Below are 15,821 nucleotides of genomic sequence, written 5' to 3'. Positions count from 1 at the left end.
CACCGTGCGCCCGAGAGGCGACGACGCCGGCGCGGCGGTCATCGAGTTCGTGATGATCGCCGTCCTGCTCGTCTTCCTGCTGTTCGGCGTGCTCCAGGTCGCCGTGTACTTCTACGCCCGCAACGTCGCGGCGTCGTCCGCTGCCGACGCCGCCCGGTACGCCGCGGCCGAAGGCGTCGACCCGCGCGCCGGGGTCGAGCGCGCCGAGACCCTGATCCGGCAGGGCCTCGACGACGCGGACGCCCGCGCCATCAGCTGCACCAGCCGTCAGGGACGCGACGCCGCCAGCGGCCTGGCCACCGTGACCGTGCGCTGCGAGGGCCGTCTGCGTCTGCTGTTCACCCCGCTGGGCATACCTCTGCGCGTCGCCGTGCAGTCCACCGTCCTGAAGGAGCAGGCGTGAGGCGCCTGCTCGAGCGGCGCCGCGGCGACGACAGCGGCAACGCGATCATCGAGTTCATCTTCGTCGCGGTGATCGTGCTCGTGCCGCTCGTCTACCTCGTCGCCGCTGTCGCGACGGCCCAGCGGACGAATCTCGCCGTCACCGCGGCGGCCCGCGACGCCGGACGGGCCTACGCCACCAGCGACACCCCCGCCGAGGGCGAGCGCCGCCTGCGGGCCGCCGTCCGGCTCGCGCTCGACGCGCAGGGCCTGCCGACCGGCGGCACGGACGTGCGCGTGGTCGCGGCCGACCAGGGGTGCGACGGCGCTCGCACGCGGCCGACGCTGCGTCCCGGCGCGGAGTTCGCGATCTGCGTGACCCGACGCGTCGACCTGCCGGGCATCCCGTCGCTGCTCGCGGGCAAGGGTGTCACCAGCGTCGGTCGCTACGTCGTGCACATCGACGACTTCCGGGCCGCGTCGTGAGAGACGCCCGCGTGACCAGGGACGACCGTGGGTCGATCATCCCGCTCGTCCTCGGGTTCTTCGTCATCGCGCTGCTCGTCGTGGGCGGGTCGACCGCGCTCGGGCAGGCCTTCGTGCAGCAACGTGACCTGCAGTCGACGTGCGACGGCGCCGCAGCGGCGGCTGCCGCAGACGCCGGCGATCTCGACCGGGGTGGCGACGTCGGCGAGGGCGCGTCGCTGCGCTTCGCCGACGTCGACGCCGCCGTGGGCCGCTACCTGGCGCGAGATCCCGACCGCGACGACGTGACCGTCCGCGCGTCGCTGTCGTCCGACCGCACCCGCATCACCCTGCGCTGCGAACGCACCCAGCCCCTCGCCTTCGGCGGTCTGATCGGACGGGCTACCGTCAGACACACCGCGGTCTCGACGGCGCGTGCCGCGGTGCAGCAGTGAGTGCACGCTGATCTCGGGAGGTTTCCGATGACGGTCCCGCCGGTCATCGAGGCGGCCGACGACGTGTTCCTGTGCCGCGGCACCGACGTCAACTGGGTCATCCTGCGCGAGGGACGCGAGCTCACCCTGATCGACACCGGCTGGGCGGGCGACCGCCGCGCGCTCTTCGACTCGATCGCCGCGCTGCGCGCCCGTCCCGAGGACGTACGCGCGATTTTGCTCACCCATGCGCATGTCGACCACCTCGGGTCGGTCAACCTGCTGAACACCGAGTACCGCATCCCGGCCTACCTCGACCGCGTCGAGGTCGCGCACGCCCGCCGCGAGTACCTCGAGCAGGCGTCCATCGGTGACATCGCCCGGGGCATCTGGCGTCCGTCCGTGCTCGGCTGGACGCTGCGCGTCGCCGGCGCCGGTGCCCTGCGCGACATCACCGTCGCCCACGCCCGCCGCTTCCCCGACGCCGCGGCCGACGGCGCCCTCGACCTGCCCGGCCGTCCGGTGCCGATCGCGACGCACGGCCACACGTCCGGCCATTCGGCGTTCTTCCTGCCGTCCGTGGGTGCCGTGGTCACCGGCGACGGGCTGGTCACCGACCATCCCGCGACCGGGGTCGTCGGCCCGCACGTGCTGGGTGCGGTGTTCGACCACTCGCCCGCCGAGGCGCGGTCGGCGCTCGACGCCCTCGAGGGCCTCGACGCCGACCTCGTGCTGCCGGGCCACGGCCCGGCCTACCGCCGACCCGTGGCCACCGCGGTCACGATCGCGCGCGAGCGCGCCACTGCGAGCGTGTGATCGCGTACTCGACCTCGCCCTGCTCCCAGCCTGGCAGCGGGTCGTCCCACGTGCCGTGGACGGTGCGGACGTACGACATGCCCAGCGACGCCATCACGGCGCGGGAGCCTGCGTTCACGGCCATGGTCTCGCCGAAGACCCGCTGCAGGCCGAGGTCGTCGAACCCGTGCCGCAGCAGCTCCCGGGCCCCCTCGGACGCGAACCCCTGCCGCCAGAACCGGGCCGCGAGCCGGTAGCCGAGCTCGGCCTCGTCCGGTCGCTCGGCCTCGTCCAGCAGCCACCATCCGACGAACGCGTCGTCCCGAAGCCCCGCCCAGAAGCCGAGGCCGGTGGTGCGGGCGGCGACGGCGAGCCGCTCGGCGTGGCGCGCGACCACCTGCTCGCGGGTCCGGGGCCGGTCGAGGAAGCGCATCACCTGCGGGTCCGCGTCGAGCGCGATCTCGTCCTCGAGGTGCCCGTCCGCCAGCGGGACGAGCGTCAGCCGCTCGGTGCGCAGGACGGCCTGGGTCATGCGTCCGATCGTGTCAGGCGGTCGACCCGTCCACCGTCGGATTCCCGCACGAGCTCGCATAGCTCTTCAGCGCCGAGATCTCGGCGTCGTCGGCGGTGAGGCCCCAGCGGGTCTTCACAGCGACCCAGTAGATGACGTACTTGCACCGGACGCTGGTCAGCGGCGGCATCCATTCGGCGGGGTCCTTGTCACCCTTGCTCTGGTTGACGTTGTCCGTGACCGCCTCGAGCGTCCGGAAGTCGCCGAGGTCGTTCGCGTACGCCTGTCGCCGCGCGGCCGACCACTGGTACCCGCCGGACGTCCACACCTCGCCGAGCGGCACGACGTGGTCGATGTCGACGTCGCTCTTGTCCGTCCAGGTGGCGCCGTCGTACCAGCTCTTCCACGACCCGCCCGACAGCGTGCAGCCCGAACCTTGCGTCGGTGCCGTCACGGCCTCGGCCTTCAGCACCTCTTCGCGGGTGTCGCAGCCGTCTCCGTCGGCGTCGATCCAGAGCTTGAACAGCGTGCGGTCGTACCCGCTGTGGGCGGTGTCGTCGACCTTCAGGTCGGAGATGAGGGTGTTCAGCGGGGCGGCGAACGAGGCCGCGGACGCCGGCGCGGCGGTGAGCAGCGCGGCCACGAGGGCGGCGGCGGTCAGCAGGACGGCGGTGAGAGAGCGGCGCACGGGAACCTCCGACGGGGCGATCAGACCGGTACAAACCACCACAGATCGCGCCGTGCGTCCACCACCGGCAGATGAATAGGCTGCGTGTCGTGCCCCGGCTGATCGTCCTCAACGGACCGCCCGCGGCCGGGAAGTCGACCGTCGCGCAGCGCTACGTGGCCGAGCACCCGATGGCCTTGAACCTCGAGATCGACGCCGTGCGCCGGCTGCTCGGCGCCTGGCTGGACGACCCCCACGCCGCGGGGATGCGAGCCCGGTCGCTGGCCCTCGACATGGCCCGCAACCACCTCGCCGCGGGCCACGACGTGGTCGTGCCGCAGTACCTGGGACGCACCGATTTCCTGGTCGCGCTGCAGCGCGTGGCGGGCGAGACCGGCGCGAGCTGGCACGAGTTCGTCCTGCTGGACACCAAGGACGTCATGCGCGACCGGTTCCTCGCGCGGACGGCCGCCGGCCTCGAACCGGCACACCGGGACGCGCAGGTGATCCTCGACCGCGTCGGCGGCATCCCGCAGCTCGAAGCGATGTACGACCGGCTGCTGCTGGTCGTCGGCAGTCGCGAGACGGCGGCGGTCGTGCCGGCGCGCGAGGGCGCGGTGGACGAGACCTACGCGGCCGTGCTCGCTCGTCTCTAGAGGTCGAGGTCGACGACCACGGGCGCGTGGTCGGACGGTGCCGGAGTGCCCTTGACACCGGTCTTGCGGGCCTCGCGGTCGACCCAGGCGTCGGTGACCGCGCCGGCGAACGGCGCGGAGCCGAGCACGAGGTCGATGCGCATGCCGAGGTTCTTGTGGAACGCGCCGCCGCGATAGTCCCAGTAGGTGTACGGGGTGTCGTACTTCAGTGCCCGCGGCATGACGTCCGTGAGACCTGCCGCCTCGACAGCCGCCAGCGCCTCGCGCTCGGGCCCGGTCACATGGGTGCTGGACGCGAACGCGGCCGGGTCCCACACGTCGGCGTCCGTCGGGGCGATGTTGAAGTCGCCGAGGACGGCGTACGGGAGGTCGGCGAGCTCGGACGACACGGTGGTCCGGAGCGCGCCCAGCCACTGCAGCTTGTAGTCGTAGTGGGGGTGCCCGACCTCGCGTCCGTTCGGGACGTAGACCGACCACACGCGGACGGGGCCGCAGGTCGCCCCGATCGCACGCGGCTCGTGGGCCTCGAGCATGGCGTCCTCGGGCTGGAAACCGGGCTCGTCGATCAGGCCGCGACGGATGTCGGTCAGGCCGACGCGGGAGAGGACGGCGACACCGTTCCAGCGCCCGGTGCCGTGGATCGCGGCCTCGTACCCGAGGGCGGCGACCTCGTCCGTGGGGAAGCCGTCCTCGGACGTCTTCAGTTCCTGGAGGCAGAGCACGTCCGGTTCGGCGGCGCCCAGCCAATCGAGCAGGCGGGGCAGCCGGGCGACGACGGAGTTGACGTTCCAGGTGGCGATGCGCACCCGTCTGTCATACCGGCCGTGGCCGGAGAGTCAGCGGGCGGTCTGGGGCACCGCGTCGGACGGCCGCTGCACGACCGCGGGGGTCATGAGCTGGCGCCGGCAGGTCGAACGAACGAACTCGGCCGCCACGACAGCGAAGACCGCGGTCAGCATCAGCAGAAGCATCGTCAACACGTCGGGTGGGTTACCCCCGACACCGTGGCCGGGAACCCGGCTTGAGGCAGGTGTCACTCCTTCGTTACCTGTGGCACCGTTCGTCCGGTGGAGGACGCCCTGGAACGGTTGCGCGCGATCTGCCTCGGATTTCCGGAGGTCGAGGAGCGGCTGAGCCACGGATCGCCGTCGTTCTTCGTCCGCGGCAAGAAGCAGTTCGTGTCGGTGGACGACCACCATCACGGCGTCACCCACTTCGGTTTCTGGTGCCCGGCTGCGCCCGGCGTCCAGGACGAACTCGTCGGCGAGGACCCGGACCGGTACTTCCGTCCGCCCTACGTCGGCCCGTCCGGCTGGCTGGGCGTGCGACTCGAGGCGGACGGTCTGCCCGAACCCGACTGGGACGAGGTCGCCGAGATCGTCGCGGACGCCTACCGGAAGGTCGCCCCGAAGACGCTCCTCGAGCAGCTGGACGGGCCGCCCACCGGCGCCGCGTAGGCTGACCGGTCGTGGACGTCCCGGCCGAGTTGAAGGAACTGTCCGCGACGCTCGCCAGCATCGAGTCGGTCGTGGGTCTCGACAAGCTGCGCGGCGAGATCGCCGAGCTCGAGCAGCAGGCTGCGGAGCCGACGCTGTGGGACGACGTGGAGAACGCGCAGCGCATCACGTCGCGGCTGTCGTACGCCCAGGGCGAGTTGCGCCGCGTCGAGGACCTGCGCCGACGCGTCGACGACGCCCAGACGCTCTGGGACCTGGCCGAGGAGATGGACGACGCCGACTCGCGCGTCGAGGCCGAGGGTGAGGTCAGGGCGCTGCAGAAGGTCGTCGGCGAGCTCGAGGTGCGAACCCTGCTCTCGGGCGAGTACGACGCGCGCGAGGCGCTGCTGACCGTCCGCGCCGAGGCCGGTGGCGTCGACGCCGCCGACTTCGCCGAGATGCTGCTGCGCATGTACGCCCGCTGGGCCGAGCGGCACTCCTACCCCATCGACGCGCTCGACACGTCCTACGCCGAGGAGGCGGGCATCAAGTCGGCCACCATCCAGGTCAAGGCGCCGTTCGCCTACGGCACGCTGTCGGTCGAGCAGGGCACCCACCGGCTCGTGCGCATCAGCCCGTTCGACAACCAGGGCCGCCGCCAGACGTCGTTCGTGGGCGTCGAGGTGCTGCCGGTCGTCGAGCAGTCCGACCACGTCGAGATCCCGGACGACGACATCCGCGTCGACGTGTACCGCAGCTCGGGCAAGGGCGGCCAGGGCGTCAACACGACCGACTCGGCCGTCCGCATCACCCACCTGCCCACCGGCATCGTCGTCACCTGCCAGAACGAGCGCAGCCAGATCCAGAACCGAGCCTCGGCCATGAACGTGCTCCAGGCCCGCCTCCTCGAGAAGCGCCGCGAGGAGGAGCAGAGCGCCATGAACGCGCTCAAGGACGGCAGCAGCAGCTGGGGCAACCAGATGCGCAGCTACGTGTTGCACCCCTATCAGATGGTCAAGGACCTGCGCACCGAGTTCGAGGTCGGCAATCCGCAGGCCGTCCTCGACGGCGAGATCGACGGCTTCATCGAGGCCGGCATCCGCTGGCGCAAGGCCACCGAGACCGCCGACGCCACCTAGGCGCCACCCGGTCAACCCGGCCCGGCCACCCGTCGATCGGCCGGCCCGGTCCGTCGCCCCGAAGATGCACGCGGTCGCCCCGCCCGGTTGTCGCGCCCGACCGATGCGCCCGGCCGATGCGCCTGGCCGATGCGCCCGGGGGCCGGCGCCCCTTCGACCACGCGGCGTGCGCTGCGCCGGGATCGGTGCCGTTCTCGAAACAATTGAGAGGCCTTCACGAGAGGCCTTCACGAGAGGCCTTCACGAGAGGCCTTCACGAGAGCGTCTCGTGAAGCGGTCTCGTGAAGCGGTCTCGTGAAGCGGTCTCGTGAAGCCGTCTCAATTGTTTTCGCGGAGGTGTATCCGCGGCAGCAGCGCACGTGTCAGCCGGGCCGGAGCGCACTCGCACGGAATGAACGGTCGACCCCAGACGCACGGTCGACCCCAGACGCACGGTCGACCCCAGACGCACTGTCGGCGACTCGAACGGTCGGCGACTCGAACGGTCGGCGACTCGCACGGTCGGCCCGGACGTGCGATCGGTCGGCCGCCCAGGGGGCTCCGCACGAGCGGGAACACGGGCCGGACGGCGCCTGTCACCGCAGGAGCAGCACGTCCAGCCGCCGCGTCGTGGCCCAGAGCCCGACCGCGGCCATGACGACGAAGTACGTTGCGTGACCGAGCAGGGCCCAGCTGACGTATCCGGCGTTGAGGCTGCGCAGCAGCTCGATGCCGTGGTGCAGCGGCAGGCACTCGATGACGATCTGCAGCCAGCGGGGATACACCGACAGCGAGTAGAACGTGCCACTGAACAGGAACAGCGGCAGCACCACGAGCTGCACGAGATCGAGGTCCTGCACGGTGCGCATGTACGTGGTGACGGCCATGCCGACGGCGGCGAATCCGAACGCGAGCAGCAACGCGGCCGGCAACAGCAGCACCGCCCACCACGACGCGACCAGCCCGAGCGCGGCCATGATCGTCAAGAACCCGACCGAGTACAGCCCCCCGCGGATGAGCGCCCAGGTGATCTCGCCGATCGCCACGTCCATGGGCCCGAGGGACGTGGCGAGCATCGAGTCGTAGAGCTTCGCGTACTTCATCTTGAAGAACACGTTCATCGTCGAGTCGTAGATGGCGCCGTTCATCGCCGACGACGCGAGCAACGCGGGGGCGATGAACGCGGCGTAGGTGAGCGTCTGCCCGCCGGGCCCGGTGACGGTGCCGACGAGCGACTTCAATCCGGTGCCGAGCGCGAACAGGTAGAACACGGGTTCGACGAAGCCGGTCAGGATGAGCAGCCAGTTCTTGCTGTAGACCTTGACAGCGCGGCCGAGAACGACGTGCGCGCGCCCGGCGTACACCGACGGCGGCAGGATCCGTGGCCCGACGCCGAGGCGAGGCCCCGTCCCCGCGCGACGCGAGTCGGTGGCGGTCACGCCGTCACCCGGACACGCACCCGGAAGCGCCAGCGCGCCAGGCCGACGCCGGCCAGCAGCCACACCAGCAGGTAGGCGACGTGCCCCGCCGTCGCCCAGCCGTCGAGGTGGCCGATGGCGGCGCCGCGCGCGAGCTCGGTGCCGTGCCACAGCGGGGAGACGTGGGCGAGCACCTGACCCCAGCCGGGCAGGCGGTCGATCGGGTAGAAGGTGCCCGAGAACAGGAACATCGGCGTGACCACGAACCGGAACAGCACGTTGAACGCCTGCCCCTCGGAGCGCACGGTGGCGGCCAACGCGGCCACCGGCGCCGCGAACGCCATGGCGCTGAGCACCGCGGCCGGGATCGCGAGCAGCACCCACCAGCGCTGCGTGCCACCGACCGCGGCGATGATCGCGAGGAAGACCGTCGTGTTCGCGATCTGCCGCAGCGTGATCCACATCAGCGTGCCGTCCGCGATCTCGCCGGGGGTGATCGGTGTCGCGGCGATGCCGAGGAAGGTCCGCTGCCACTTGAACCCGAGCATGACCGGGAACGCCGATTCGGCTGCGGCGATCTGCAGTGCCGACACGCACAGGAAGGCCGGCCCGACGTAGTCGAGATAGGGGACGCCGAGATCGTTGTTGCCCGCGTCCACCAGCGTGCCCAGGCCGACGCCGAGCGCGAGCACGAACACGACCGGCGTGACGACGCCCGTGATGAGCAGCGAGACCCAACGACTTCTCACCGTCCGCGCGTGGTACTCGACCACGCGCCGGCGTCCGCCCCGTGCGACCGGAGCCGCGGTGACCGCCATCAGTCGACCAACGTCCGTCCGGTGAGGCGCAGGAACACGTCCTCCAGGCTCGAACGGCGGACGAACGCCGACGACGGCCGCAGTCCCAGCTCGGTGGCCTGCCGCAGCGCGGCCTCGCCGTCGTGGACGTAGAGCAGCAGCCGGTCGGGCAGGCGTTCGACGCGTTCGGCCTCGTCCAGCGTCAGCTTCTGCAGCACCTCCGCGGCGTGGTCGGTCTCGCCGGGCGTGAAGCGCAGCTCGGCGACCTCGCGGGTCGAGTGGTCGGCGATGAGCGAGGCGGGCGAACCCTCGGCGACGATGCGGCCGCCGTCCATGACGACCAGGCGGTCGCACAGCTGCTCGGCCTCGTCCATGTAGTGCGTGGTGAGCACGAGCGTGACGCCCTCGCCCTTGAGGCGGTACAGCCGGTCCCACAGAACGTGCCGGGCCTGCGGGTCGAGGCCGGTGGTCGGCTCGTCGAGCAGCAGCAGCTCGGGCTGGTTGATGAGTGAGCGGGCGATGGTCAGTCGCCGCTTCATGCCACCGGACAGCGGCTCGACCTTCGAGTCGCGCCGGTCTGCGAGCTGGGCGAAGTCGAGCAACTCCTCGATGCGCGGCTTGAGCACCGCTCGCGGAAGCCCGAAGTAGCGCCCGTAGACGTAGAGGTTGTCCCGGACGGACAGCTCCAGGTCGAGCGTGTCCTGCTGCGGCACGACCCCGAGGCGGGCCCGGATCGCCGGCCCGTGCGTGGCCGGGTCCATGCCGAGGATGCGCAACCGTCCGGACGTGACGGGGGCGACACAGGCGATCATCCGCATGGTCGAGCTCTTGCCGGCGCCGTTGGGGCCGAGGAACCCGAAAGCCTCGCCCGGGCGGACGGCGACGTCGATGCCGTCGACGGCGGTGAAGTCGCCGAAGCGCTTCGTGAGCCCCTGGGCGACGATCAGGTGCCGCTCATCGGAGACCTGGTCGGCACCTGCTGTCACGTACCGCGACACTAGTCATCACGTATGACACGGTTTTTTCGCCGGGAGCTTTCCTGTGGCCGCGCGGCGTACCTCCATGGTTTCCCGATAACGGATGGGTAAACTCGCCCGCCGTGACCACCCGCAGTACCCCCTCCGGAATGTCCGCATGATCCGTCTCGAACAGGTCAGCAAGATCTACCCGGCCGGCGCCCGCCCCGCCCTCGACTCGGTGTCCATCGACATCGAGAAGGGGGAGTTCGTCTTCCTCATCGGGGCATCGGGCTCCGGCAAGTCCACCGTGCTGCGGTTGCTGCTGCGCGAGGAGCTCGCCTCCAAGGGCAAGGTCGTCGTCGACAACCGCAACGTCGGCCGCATGCCCAACCGCAAGGTCCCCGAGCTGCGCCGCCGCATCGGCTGCGTGTTCCAGGACTTCCGGCTGCTGCCGAAGAAGAACGTCTACCAGAACGTCGCGTTCGCGCTCGAGGTGATCAACCGGTCGCCGAAGGCCATCAAGCGCACCGTCCCCGAGGTGCTAGACCTGGTCGGCCTGTCCGGCAAGGCCCAGCGCATGCCGACCGAGCTGTCCGGTGGCGAGCAGCAGCGCGTGGCCATCGCCCGTGCGTTCGTGAACCGTCCGCTGGTGCTCCTGGCGGACGAGCCGACCGGAAACCTCGACCCCGACACCAGCCAGGGCATCATGACGCTGCTCGAGCGCATCAACCGCACGGGCACCACCGTCGTCATGGCCACCCACGACAACAACATCGTCGACGCGATGCGTCGTCGTGTGATCGAGCTCGACAACGGGCGCGTGATCCGCGACCAGAACCGCGGCGTCTACGGGGTCGGACGCTGACGGCCGGGCCCCCGGCCGTCCGTCCCGTTCCCGTGACCACCCGCAGGTACCCCGAAGCAGTGAGGAACTGATGCGCGCCAACTTCGTGCTGTCCGGTGTCTGGGAGGGCATCCGCCGCAACCTGTCCATGACGATCGCGCTGGTGCTCAACACCGCGATCCTGCTGACGTTCGTGTCCACGTCCGTCCTCGCCAACCGCGAGATCGACAAGTTCAGCGAGAGCTACGAGGGACGTCTGAACGTCTCGGTGTACCTCTGCTCGACGACGAGCCCCGCCCCGTGCACCGGCAAGCGCACGTCGCAGGAGCAGACCGACACCATCACGAAGGCGATCCGGGCCTACCCGGACGTCACCTCGGCGTCGTACGTCTCGGAGAAGGAGCAGTTCCAGCGGGCCCGGGAGGTCGCGCCGCAGCGGGCACGGGAGTTCCTCACCCCCGGCATCTACCCGGCGTCGTTCACGGTCAAGCTGAAGGACATCCGCAACGACTACGTCGGCTTCAAACGGGCGATCGAGAAGCAGGCCGGGGTCTCGGCGGTCGCCACCCCGTCCGACGCGATCCAGAAGCTGCTCGACGTCATCAGCAACCTCAGGTTCGCGTCCATCATCGTGGCGTTCATCGTGCTGATCGCGTCCGTGCTGCTGATCGCGAACACCGTCCAGGTGGCGGCGGCGCAACGCAAGAACGAGACCAGCATCATGCGCCTGGTCGGCGCCTCACGGTGGATGACCGAGTTGCCGTTCGTGCTCGAGACGATCATCGCGACCATCGTCGGCAGCCTTGCCGCCTTCGGCATGGTGCTCGCCGGCAAGTACTTCCTGCTCGACAAGGTGTTCGCCGTGCAGGTCGAGAGCGGGGTCATCCCGAACCTCGACGTCAACGACGTGCTGGTGGCCGGCGGCATCAGTCTCATCGCCGGCGTGGCCCTCGCCGCGCTCACCGCCTTTGCCACGTTGCGCCTGTACGTCAAGCTTTAAGGCATGCCCGCCGCCACGAAACAGTCCAGCAACCGCAAGGACGGGCGCACCCTCATCGCGCAGAACCGCAAGGCCAGGCACGACTACTCCGTCCTCGACGTCTTCGAGGCGGGGGTCGTGCTGACCGGCACCGAGGTCAAGTCGCTGCGCAACGGGCGCGCGTCCCTCGTCGACGGTTTCGCCACCATCGACGACGGCGAGATCTACCTGCGCAACGTCCACATCCCCGAATACGCCGAGGGCAGCTGGACGAACCACGAGCCGCGGCGCACCCGCAAGCTGCTCCTGCATCGCGCCGAGATCGAACGGCTCGTCGGCAAGACGAACGAGACCGGCGTGACGCTGGTGCCGCTGTCGATCTACTTCCTCAACGGCAAGGTGAAGGTCGAGCTGGCCCTCGCGCGAGGCAAGCGCAGCTACGACAAGCGGCAGGACCTCGCCAAGCGCGACGCCGACCGCGAGGTCGCCCGTGCCCTCGGCCGGCGGGTCAAGGGCTTCGAGTGATCGACGCCGAGGTGCCTGCCTTCTGGCAGCGGCTCCGGCTCCCGGGACTCGTCGACGTCCACACGCACTTCATGCCCGACCGGGTCATGAGCGCGGTCTGGAAGTACTTCGACGCGGTCGAGGACGACTTCGGACGGGCCTGGCCCATCCACTACCGCTCGCCCGTCGACGACCGGCTGCGGACGCTCGCGGAGCTGGGCGTCCGCCATTTCACGGCACTGCTGTACCCGCACAAGCCGGGCATGGCCGAGTCGCTGTGCACCTGGGCGCGCGCCTTCGGCGAGGCCACGCCGGGCTGCGTGCCGACCGGCACGTTCTACCCCGAACCGTCCGCCGCCCGGTACGTCCGCGAGGCGATCGAAGCGGGCACCCGCATCTTCAAGGCGCACGTGCAGGTGGGCGCCTACGACCCGCGCGATCCCTACCTGGACGACGTGTGGGGTGCGATCGCCGACGCCGGCGTGCCCGTCGTCGTCCACTGCGGGGACGGCCCGATGCCGGGTGAGTACACGGGCCCCGGCCCGTTCGGCGAGGTGCTCGCCCGCCACCCGCGGCTCACCGCGGTCATCGCCCACTGCGGCGCGCCCGAGTACGCCCAGCACATCGCCTTCGCCGAGCAGTATCCGAACGTCCACCTCGACACGACGATGGTCGGCACCGCCTACCTCGACGATCTCGCGCCGCTGACGCCGGACGACATCGCCCGGCTGGGTGACCTGGGTGACCGCGTCGTGCTGGGCAGCGACTTCCCGAACATCCCGTACCCCTACGCCGAGCAGCTCGCCGCGATCGAGGCCTGGGGTCACGGCGACGACTGGCTGCGCGCCGTCTGCTGGTCCAACGGCGTCCGGCTGCTGCGGATCGAGGCCTGACGGAGCTTGCCGTCCACGGGTAGGCTGGAGTGGTTCCACAGCGGAACCCACAAGGGGGTGAATGGTCTCGACTCCGGACGTCGAGACAGGGGAAGCGGGCCGAGGACCGCATTGCTGACCTCGTTAAAAAAGCGATGCACAACAAATAAGCGCCGACAACAGTCGCGCCGACTTCGCTCTCGCTGCCTAAGTAGCCCGAGCAAGTCTGTCAGCCCGGGCTCGTCATCGGCCCGGATCCTGGCATCAGCTAGATGACTCACCGTCCTCGCCGGCCGCGGGGGAGGACGGGACAACTCACAGCGGCTGGGCCCGTCACTGACGACTTGTGTGCGTGATCGTCGGGGCCGAGTAGAGACACAGCACTCTGCGCCCGGAGAAGCCCTGTTGAAGCGACGGAGGACGCGGGTTCGATTCCCGCCACCTCCACGAGACCGAAGGCCCCGCATCCATCCGGATGCGGGGCCTTCGTCGTCGGCGCACCCGGCCGCCGACCCGCTCGGCCCCATGTGAGCGTCGCGGCGGAGATCGACTGGCGGCGCTGCGGTGGGGCCAAGCCGGCCCCGGGTGGCGCTGTGATGGGGCCGAGCCGCCGGCGGACGGGGGCTAACGCCGACGTGGACACCCTCACACCCGGGAAGCCGTCCGCCCCGGCGCGCCTTGCACCACAGAAGGCAACCCGAAGGAGAACCAGTGACCAGCCTGTACGACCCCCTGACCGTCGGCTCGACGACTCTCGCGAACCGCGTCGTGATGGCCCCGCTCACCCGCAACCGCGCGGGCGAGGGCGGCGTGCCCCAGGACATCGCCGTCGAGTACTACGCGCAGCGCGCCGGATTCGGCCTGATCGTCACCGAGGGCACCCAGCCCAGCGCCGTCGGGCAGGGCTACCTGAACACCCCCGGCATCCACACCGACGAGCAGGTCGCCGGGTGGCGCGCCGTCGCCGACGCCGTGCACGCGCGCGGCGGCAAGATCGTCGTGCAGCTGATGCACGCCGGACGCATCGGCCACCCGGACAACAAGACCACCCCTGACATCGTCGCGCCGAGCGCGATCGCCGCGCCGGGCGACATGATCACCGCGGACGGCTCGAAGCCGCACCCCACACCCCGCGAACTGACGACGGACGAGATCCCCGGCGTCGTGCAGGAGTTCGTGCACGCCGCGCGCCAGGCGATCGCCGCCGGGCTCGACGGCGTCGAGATCCACGCCGCGAACGGCTACCTGATCCACCAGTTCCTCGCGCCGTCGTCGAACACCCGGACGGACGCCTACGGCGGCACCCCCGACAACCGCGCCCGGTTCGCCGTCGAGGTCGTGCGCGCCGTCGCCGACGCGATCGGCGCGGAGCGGGTCGGCATCCGCATCTCGCCGGCGCACAACATCCAGGGGGTGCTCGAGGAGGACCCGCGCGACGTCGCCGCGACGTACGGCGCCCTCGTCGACGCCATCGCCCCGCTGGGCCTGGCGTACCTGAGCTTCCTTGCCGATCCGCGCTCGGACCTGATGAAGGACCTGCGCGCCCGCTTCGGCGGCGTCACCGTCGGCAACGACGGCTTCGGCTCGGTGACGACGCGCGAGACCGCTCAGCAGTACCTGGACGAGGGCCTCGCCGACCTCGTGGCCGTCGGCCGCCTCGCTCTCGCCAACCCCGACCTCGTCGAGCGGTGGAAGCAGGGCGCCGAGCTCAACGAGCCCGACCAGGCGACGTTCTACGGTGGCGGCGCCGAGGGGTACGTCGACTACCCGACGCTTTCGGCCTGACCCTCACCGCCGTCGACGGCCCCGTGTCCTCCCGGACGCGGGGCCGTGTCGTCCCGACAACTACGCGCGGCCGAGATGGCAGCCGCACGAGTCGCGGTGCACGAACTTCGTCCGCATCACGATGCGACGGCTCGGCAGCATGGGGTCTGCCAGTCGCGACATCACGAGCTCGAACGCCTGTGCACCCATCTGACTCGTCGCTTGCGCGATGACGGTCAGACGGGGATGGAACAGGTCGGCCCATTCGAAGTCGTCGAACGACGTCAGGGCCAGGTCGTCGGGGACGGTGATGCCCAGCTCGCGCGCACCCCGCATCGCGCCGATGGTCATCAGGTTGTTGCCGACGACGACTGCGGTCGGCGGACGGGACAGCGACATGAGCGCGCGCAGCGCGTCGGCCGCCTCCTCGTCACCCGAGTCACCGCTCACCACGAGTTCGGACGCGACCCGGATCCGGTTGCGGCGCAAGCCGAGCCGGTAACCGGCGACGCGCTCGTCCGTGGTCGACAACCCGGGACGTCCGCTGATCATGCCGATGCGACGGTGTCCGTTGCCGGCGAGGTGGTCGACGAGCTGCGCGGTGGACTCGACGTTCTCGGACCCGATCTGGTCGACCTCGGCGTCGACGAGCCGGTCGATGATGACCACCGGAACACCCTGCAGCTGCGCGTGCCGCGCCGCGGCGGCGGCGTCCGTGGACGGCGCCAGCACGATCGCCTCCACGCGCCGGCTCAGCAGGTCCGACACCGCGCGCAGCTCGGCATTCGCCTCGTCGTGCGTGTCGGCGAGCAGCAGTGAATACCCCTTGGCGGACGCCGCCCGCTCCAGCCCGTGGACGACCTCGCCGAAGTACGGGTTGGTGATCGCGGACATCGCGAGACCGATGGTCTGCGTCCCCATCGTCCGTTGCGAACGCACGACGCTGTCGGCGACGTAACCGGTCCGGGCGATGGCCGCCAGCACCGCGGCCTCCGTCTCCTCCGCCACCGGACGGGTCTTGTTGACGACGTGCGAGACGGTGGTCGTGGACACGCCGGCGAGGCGGGCGATGTCGGACATCGACACGGCTCGGCGGGGCCCGGTTGCCGGCATGCGCAGGAGCATAGCGGCCGTTGCGCAAATCGTTGCCCGGTCATGTGACGCGCCGAGAAGGTCGTGGTGGCAGACGACCACGGCAGCGCGACAGGTTTTGCGCAAACT

Annotated in this window: 20 protein-coding genes and 1 other RNA gene; 13 read left to right on the top strand and 8 right to left on the bottom strand. The window is 70.6% G+C overall.

Going from position 1 to position 15,821, the window contains the following annotated elements; genetic code table 11:
• Window positions 1-4: 4 nt before the first annotated feature.
• The 4 genes from ACYVP9_RS08950 to ACYVP9_RS08935 are packed head-to-tail and all read left to right on the top strand — an operon-like array spanning window position 5 to window position 2,096.
• Window positions 5-403 carry a TadE/TadG family type IV pilus assembly protein gene (locus tag ACYVP9_RS08950; protein ID WP_460604435.1) on the top strand — a complete coding sequence of 133 codons (399 nt, stop codon included), beginning with the start codon at window positions 5-7 and terminating at the stop codon, window positions 401-403.
• Window positions 400-867: a TadE/TadG family type IV pilus assembly protein gene (locus ACYVP9_RS08945; RefSeq protein WP_460604434.1), complete on the top strand. Its 468-nt coding sequence runs from the start codon at window positions 400-402 to the stop codon at window positions 865-867. Before ACYVP9_RS08950 ends, ACYVP9_RS08945 begins: the two co-directional genes overlap by 4 nt.
• A gap of 11 nt (window positions 868-878) precedes the next feature.
• On the top strand, window positions 879-1,301 hold the full coding sequence (locus tag ACYVP9_RS08940; protein WP_460604433.1) for a pilus assembly protein TadG-related protein: 423 nt from the start codon (window positions 879-881) through the stop codon (window positions 1,299-1,301).
• A gap of 27 nt (window positions 1,302-1,328) precedes the next feature.
• On the top strand, window positions 1,329-2,096 hold the full coding sequence (locus ACYVP9_RS08935) for an MBL fold metallo-hydrolase (protein ID WP_460604431.1): 768 nt from the start codon (window positions 1,329-1,331) through the stop codon (window positions 2,094-2,096).
• On the opposite strand, the gene ACYVP9_RS08930 is transcribed toward ACYVP9_RS08935, so the two are convergent.
• Both ACYVP9_RS08930 and ACYVP9_RS08925 read right to left on the bottom strand, forming a co-directional pair.
• The gene (locus tag ACYVP9_RS08930) at window positions 2,059-2,607 is read right to left on the bottom strand and encodes a GNAT family N-acetyltransferase (RefSeq protein ID WP_460604430.1); all 549 of its coding nucleotides are present in this window, start codon (window positions 2,605-2,607) and stop codon (window positions 2,059-2,061) included. The two genes, ACYVP9_RS08935 and ACYVP9_RS08930, sit on opposite strands and share 38 nt — an antisense overlap.
• A gap of 13 nt (window positions 2,608-2,620) precedes the next feature.
• Window positions 2,621-3,274, bottom strand: coding sequence for an HNH endonuclease family protein (locus ACYVP9_RS08925; protein ID WP_460604429.1), 654 nt, complete (start codon window positions 3,272-3,274; stop codon window positions 2,621-2,623).
• Between the two features lie 89 nt (window positions 3,275-3,363).
• Between ACYVP9_RS08925 and ACYVP9_RS08920 the strand changes: the two genes are divergently transcribed.
• Entirely contained in the window at window positions 3,364-3,909 is a 546-nt protein-coding gene (locus ACYVP9_RS08920; protein ID WP_460604428.1) for an AAA family ATPase, read from the top strand.
• Here ACYVP9_RS08920 and ACYVP9_RS08915 read toward each other — a convergent pair.
• Both ACYVP9_RS08915 and ACYVP9_RS08910 read right to left on the bottom strand, forming a co-directional pair.
• Complete coding sequence (locus ACYVP9_RS08915; protein WP_460604427.1) at window positions 3,906-4,715, bottom strand: exodeoxyribonuclease III; 810 nt, start codon at window positions 4,713-4,715, stop codon at window positions 3,906-3,908. The genes ACYVP9_RS08920 and ACYVP9_RS08915 overlap by 4 nt on opposite strands.
• 30 nt (window positions 4,716-4,745) lie before the next feature.
• Window positions 4,746-4,889 (bottom strand): hypothetical protein, encoded by a 144-nt coding sequence (locus ACYVP9_RS08910; RefSeq protein ID WP_460604426.1) that lies wholly within the window; start codon window positions 4,887-4,889, stop codon window positions 4,746-4,748.
• 87 nt (window positions 4,890-4,976) lie between these two features.
• Between ACYVP9_RS08910 and ACYVP9_RS08905 the strand changes: the two genes are divergently transcribed.
• Window positions 4,977-5,366 (top strand): MmcQ/YjbR family DNA-binding protein, encoded by a 390-nt coding sequence (locus tag ACYVP9_RS08905; RefSeq protein WP_460604425.1) that lies wholly within the window; start codon window positions 4,977-4,979, stop codon window positions 5,364-5,366.
• Between the two features lie 11 nt (window positions 5,367-5,377).
• Window positions 5,378-6,484: a PCRF domain-containing protein gene (gene prfB, locus ACYVP9_RS08900; RefSeq protein WP_460604424.1), complete on the top strand. Its 1,107-nt coding sequence runs from the start codon at window positions 5,378-5,380 to the stop codon at window positions 6,482-6,484.
• Window positions 6,485-7,059: 575 nt separating this feature from the next.
• On the opposite strand, the gene ACYVP9_RS08895 is transcribed toward prfB, so the two are convergent.
• The 3 genes from ACYVP9_RS08895 to ACYVP9_RS08885 are packed head-to-tail and all read right to left on the bottom strand — an operon-like array spanning window position 7,060 to window position 9,664.
• Window positions 7,060-7,902, bottom strand: coding sequence for an ABC transporter permease (locus ACYVP9_RS08895; protein WP_460604423.1), 843 nt, complete (start codon window positions 7,900-7,902; stop codon window positions 7,060-7,062).
• Window positions 7,899-8,699: an ABC transporter permease gene (locus tag ACYVP9_RS08890; protein WP_460604422.1), complete on the bottom strand. Its 801-nt coding sequence runs from the start codon at window positions 8,697-8,699 to the stop codon at window positions 7,899-7,901. The genes ACYVP9_RS08895 and ACYVP9_RS08890 overlap by 4 nt, the downstream gene beginning before the upstream one ends.
• Window positions 8,699-9,664, bottom strand: a complete 966-nt coding sequence (locus ACYVP9_RS08885) for an ABC transporter ATP-binding protein (RefSeq protein ID WP_460604421.1) — start codon at window positions 9,662-9,664, stop codon at window positions 8,699-8,701. The genes ACYVP9_RS08890 and ACYVP9_RS08885 overlap by 1 nt, the downstream gene beginning before the upstream one ends.
• 148 nt (window positions 9,665-9,812) lie before the next feature.
• Here ACYVP9_RS08885 and ftsE point away from each other — a divergent pair, with 148 nt between their 5' ends.
• From ftsE to ACYVP9_RS08855, 6 genes are all read left to right on the top strand, one after another.
• Window positions 9,813-10,502, top strand: a complete 690-nt coding sequence (gene ftsE, locus ACYVP9_RS08880) for a cell division ATP-binding protein FtsE (RefSeq protein WP_460604420.1) — start codon at window positions 9,813-9,815, stop codon at window positions 10,500-10,502.
• A 70-nt stretch (window positions 10,503-10,572) separates the two neighbouring features.
• On the top strand, window positions 10,573-11,481 hold the full coding sequence (gene ftsX / locus ACYVP9_RS08875) for a permease-like cell division protein FtsX (RefSeq protein WP_460604419.1): 909 nt from the start codon (window positions 10,573-10,575) through the stop codon (window positions 11,479-11,481).
• 3 nt (window positions 11,482-11,484) lie between these two features.
• Entirely contained in the window at window positions 11,485-11,985 is a 501-nt protein-coding gene (gene smpB / locus ACYVP9_RS08870; protein WP_460604418.1) for an SsrA-binding protein, read from the top strand.
• Window positions 11,982-12,857, top strand: a complete 876-nt coding sequence (locus ACYVP9_RS08865) for an amidohydrolase family protein (protein WP_460604417.1) — start codon at window positions 11,982-11,984, stop codon at window positions 12,855-12,857. Before smpB ends, ACYVP9_RS08865 begins: the two co-directional genes overlap by 4 nt.
• Before the next feature lie 53 nt (window positions 12,858-12,910).
• Window positions 12,911-13,286: a transfer-messenger RNA gene (gene ssrA / locus ACYVP9_RS08860) on the top strand.
• 261 nt (window positions 13,287-13,547) lie between these two features.
• Window positions 13,548-14,621 carry an alkene reductase gene (locus ACYVP9_RS08855; RefSeq protein WP_460604416.1) on the top strand — a complete coding sequence of 358 codons (1,074 nt, stop codon included), beginning with the start codon at window positions 13,548-13,550 and terminating at the stop codon, window positions 14,619-14,621.
• A 60-nt stretch (window positions 14,622-14,681) separates the two neighbouring features.
• Here the strand turns inward: ACYVP9_RS08855 and ACYVP9_RS08850 are convergent, their stop codons facing one another.
• Window positions 14,682-15,713, bottom strand: a complete 1,032-nt coding sequence (locus tag ACYVP9_RS08850) for a LacI family DNA-binding transcriptional regulator (protein ID WP_460604415.1) — start codon at window positions 15,711-15,713, stop codon at window positions 14,682-14,684.
• Window positions 15,714-15,821: the final 108 nt, after the last annotated feature.

Source organism: Jatrophihabitans fulvus (assembly GCF_054781375.1).
This window is presented reverse-complemented; position numbering and strand designations above follow the sequence as displayed.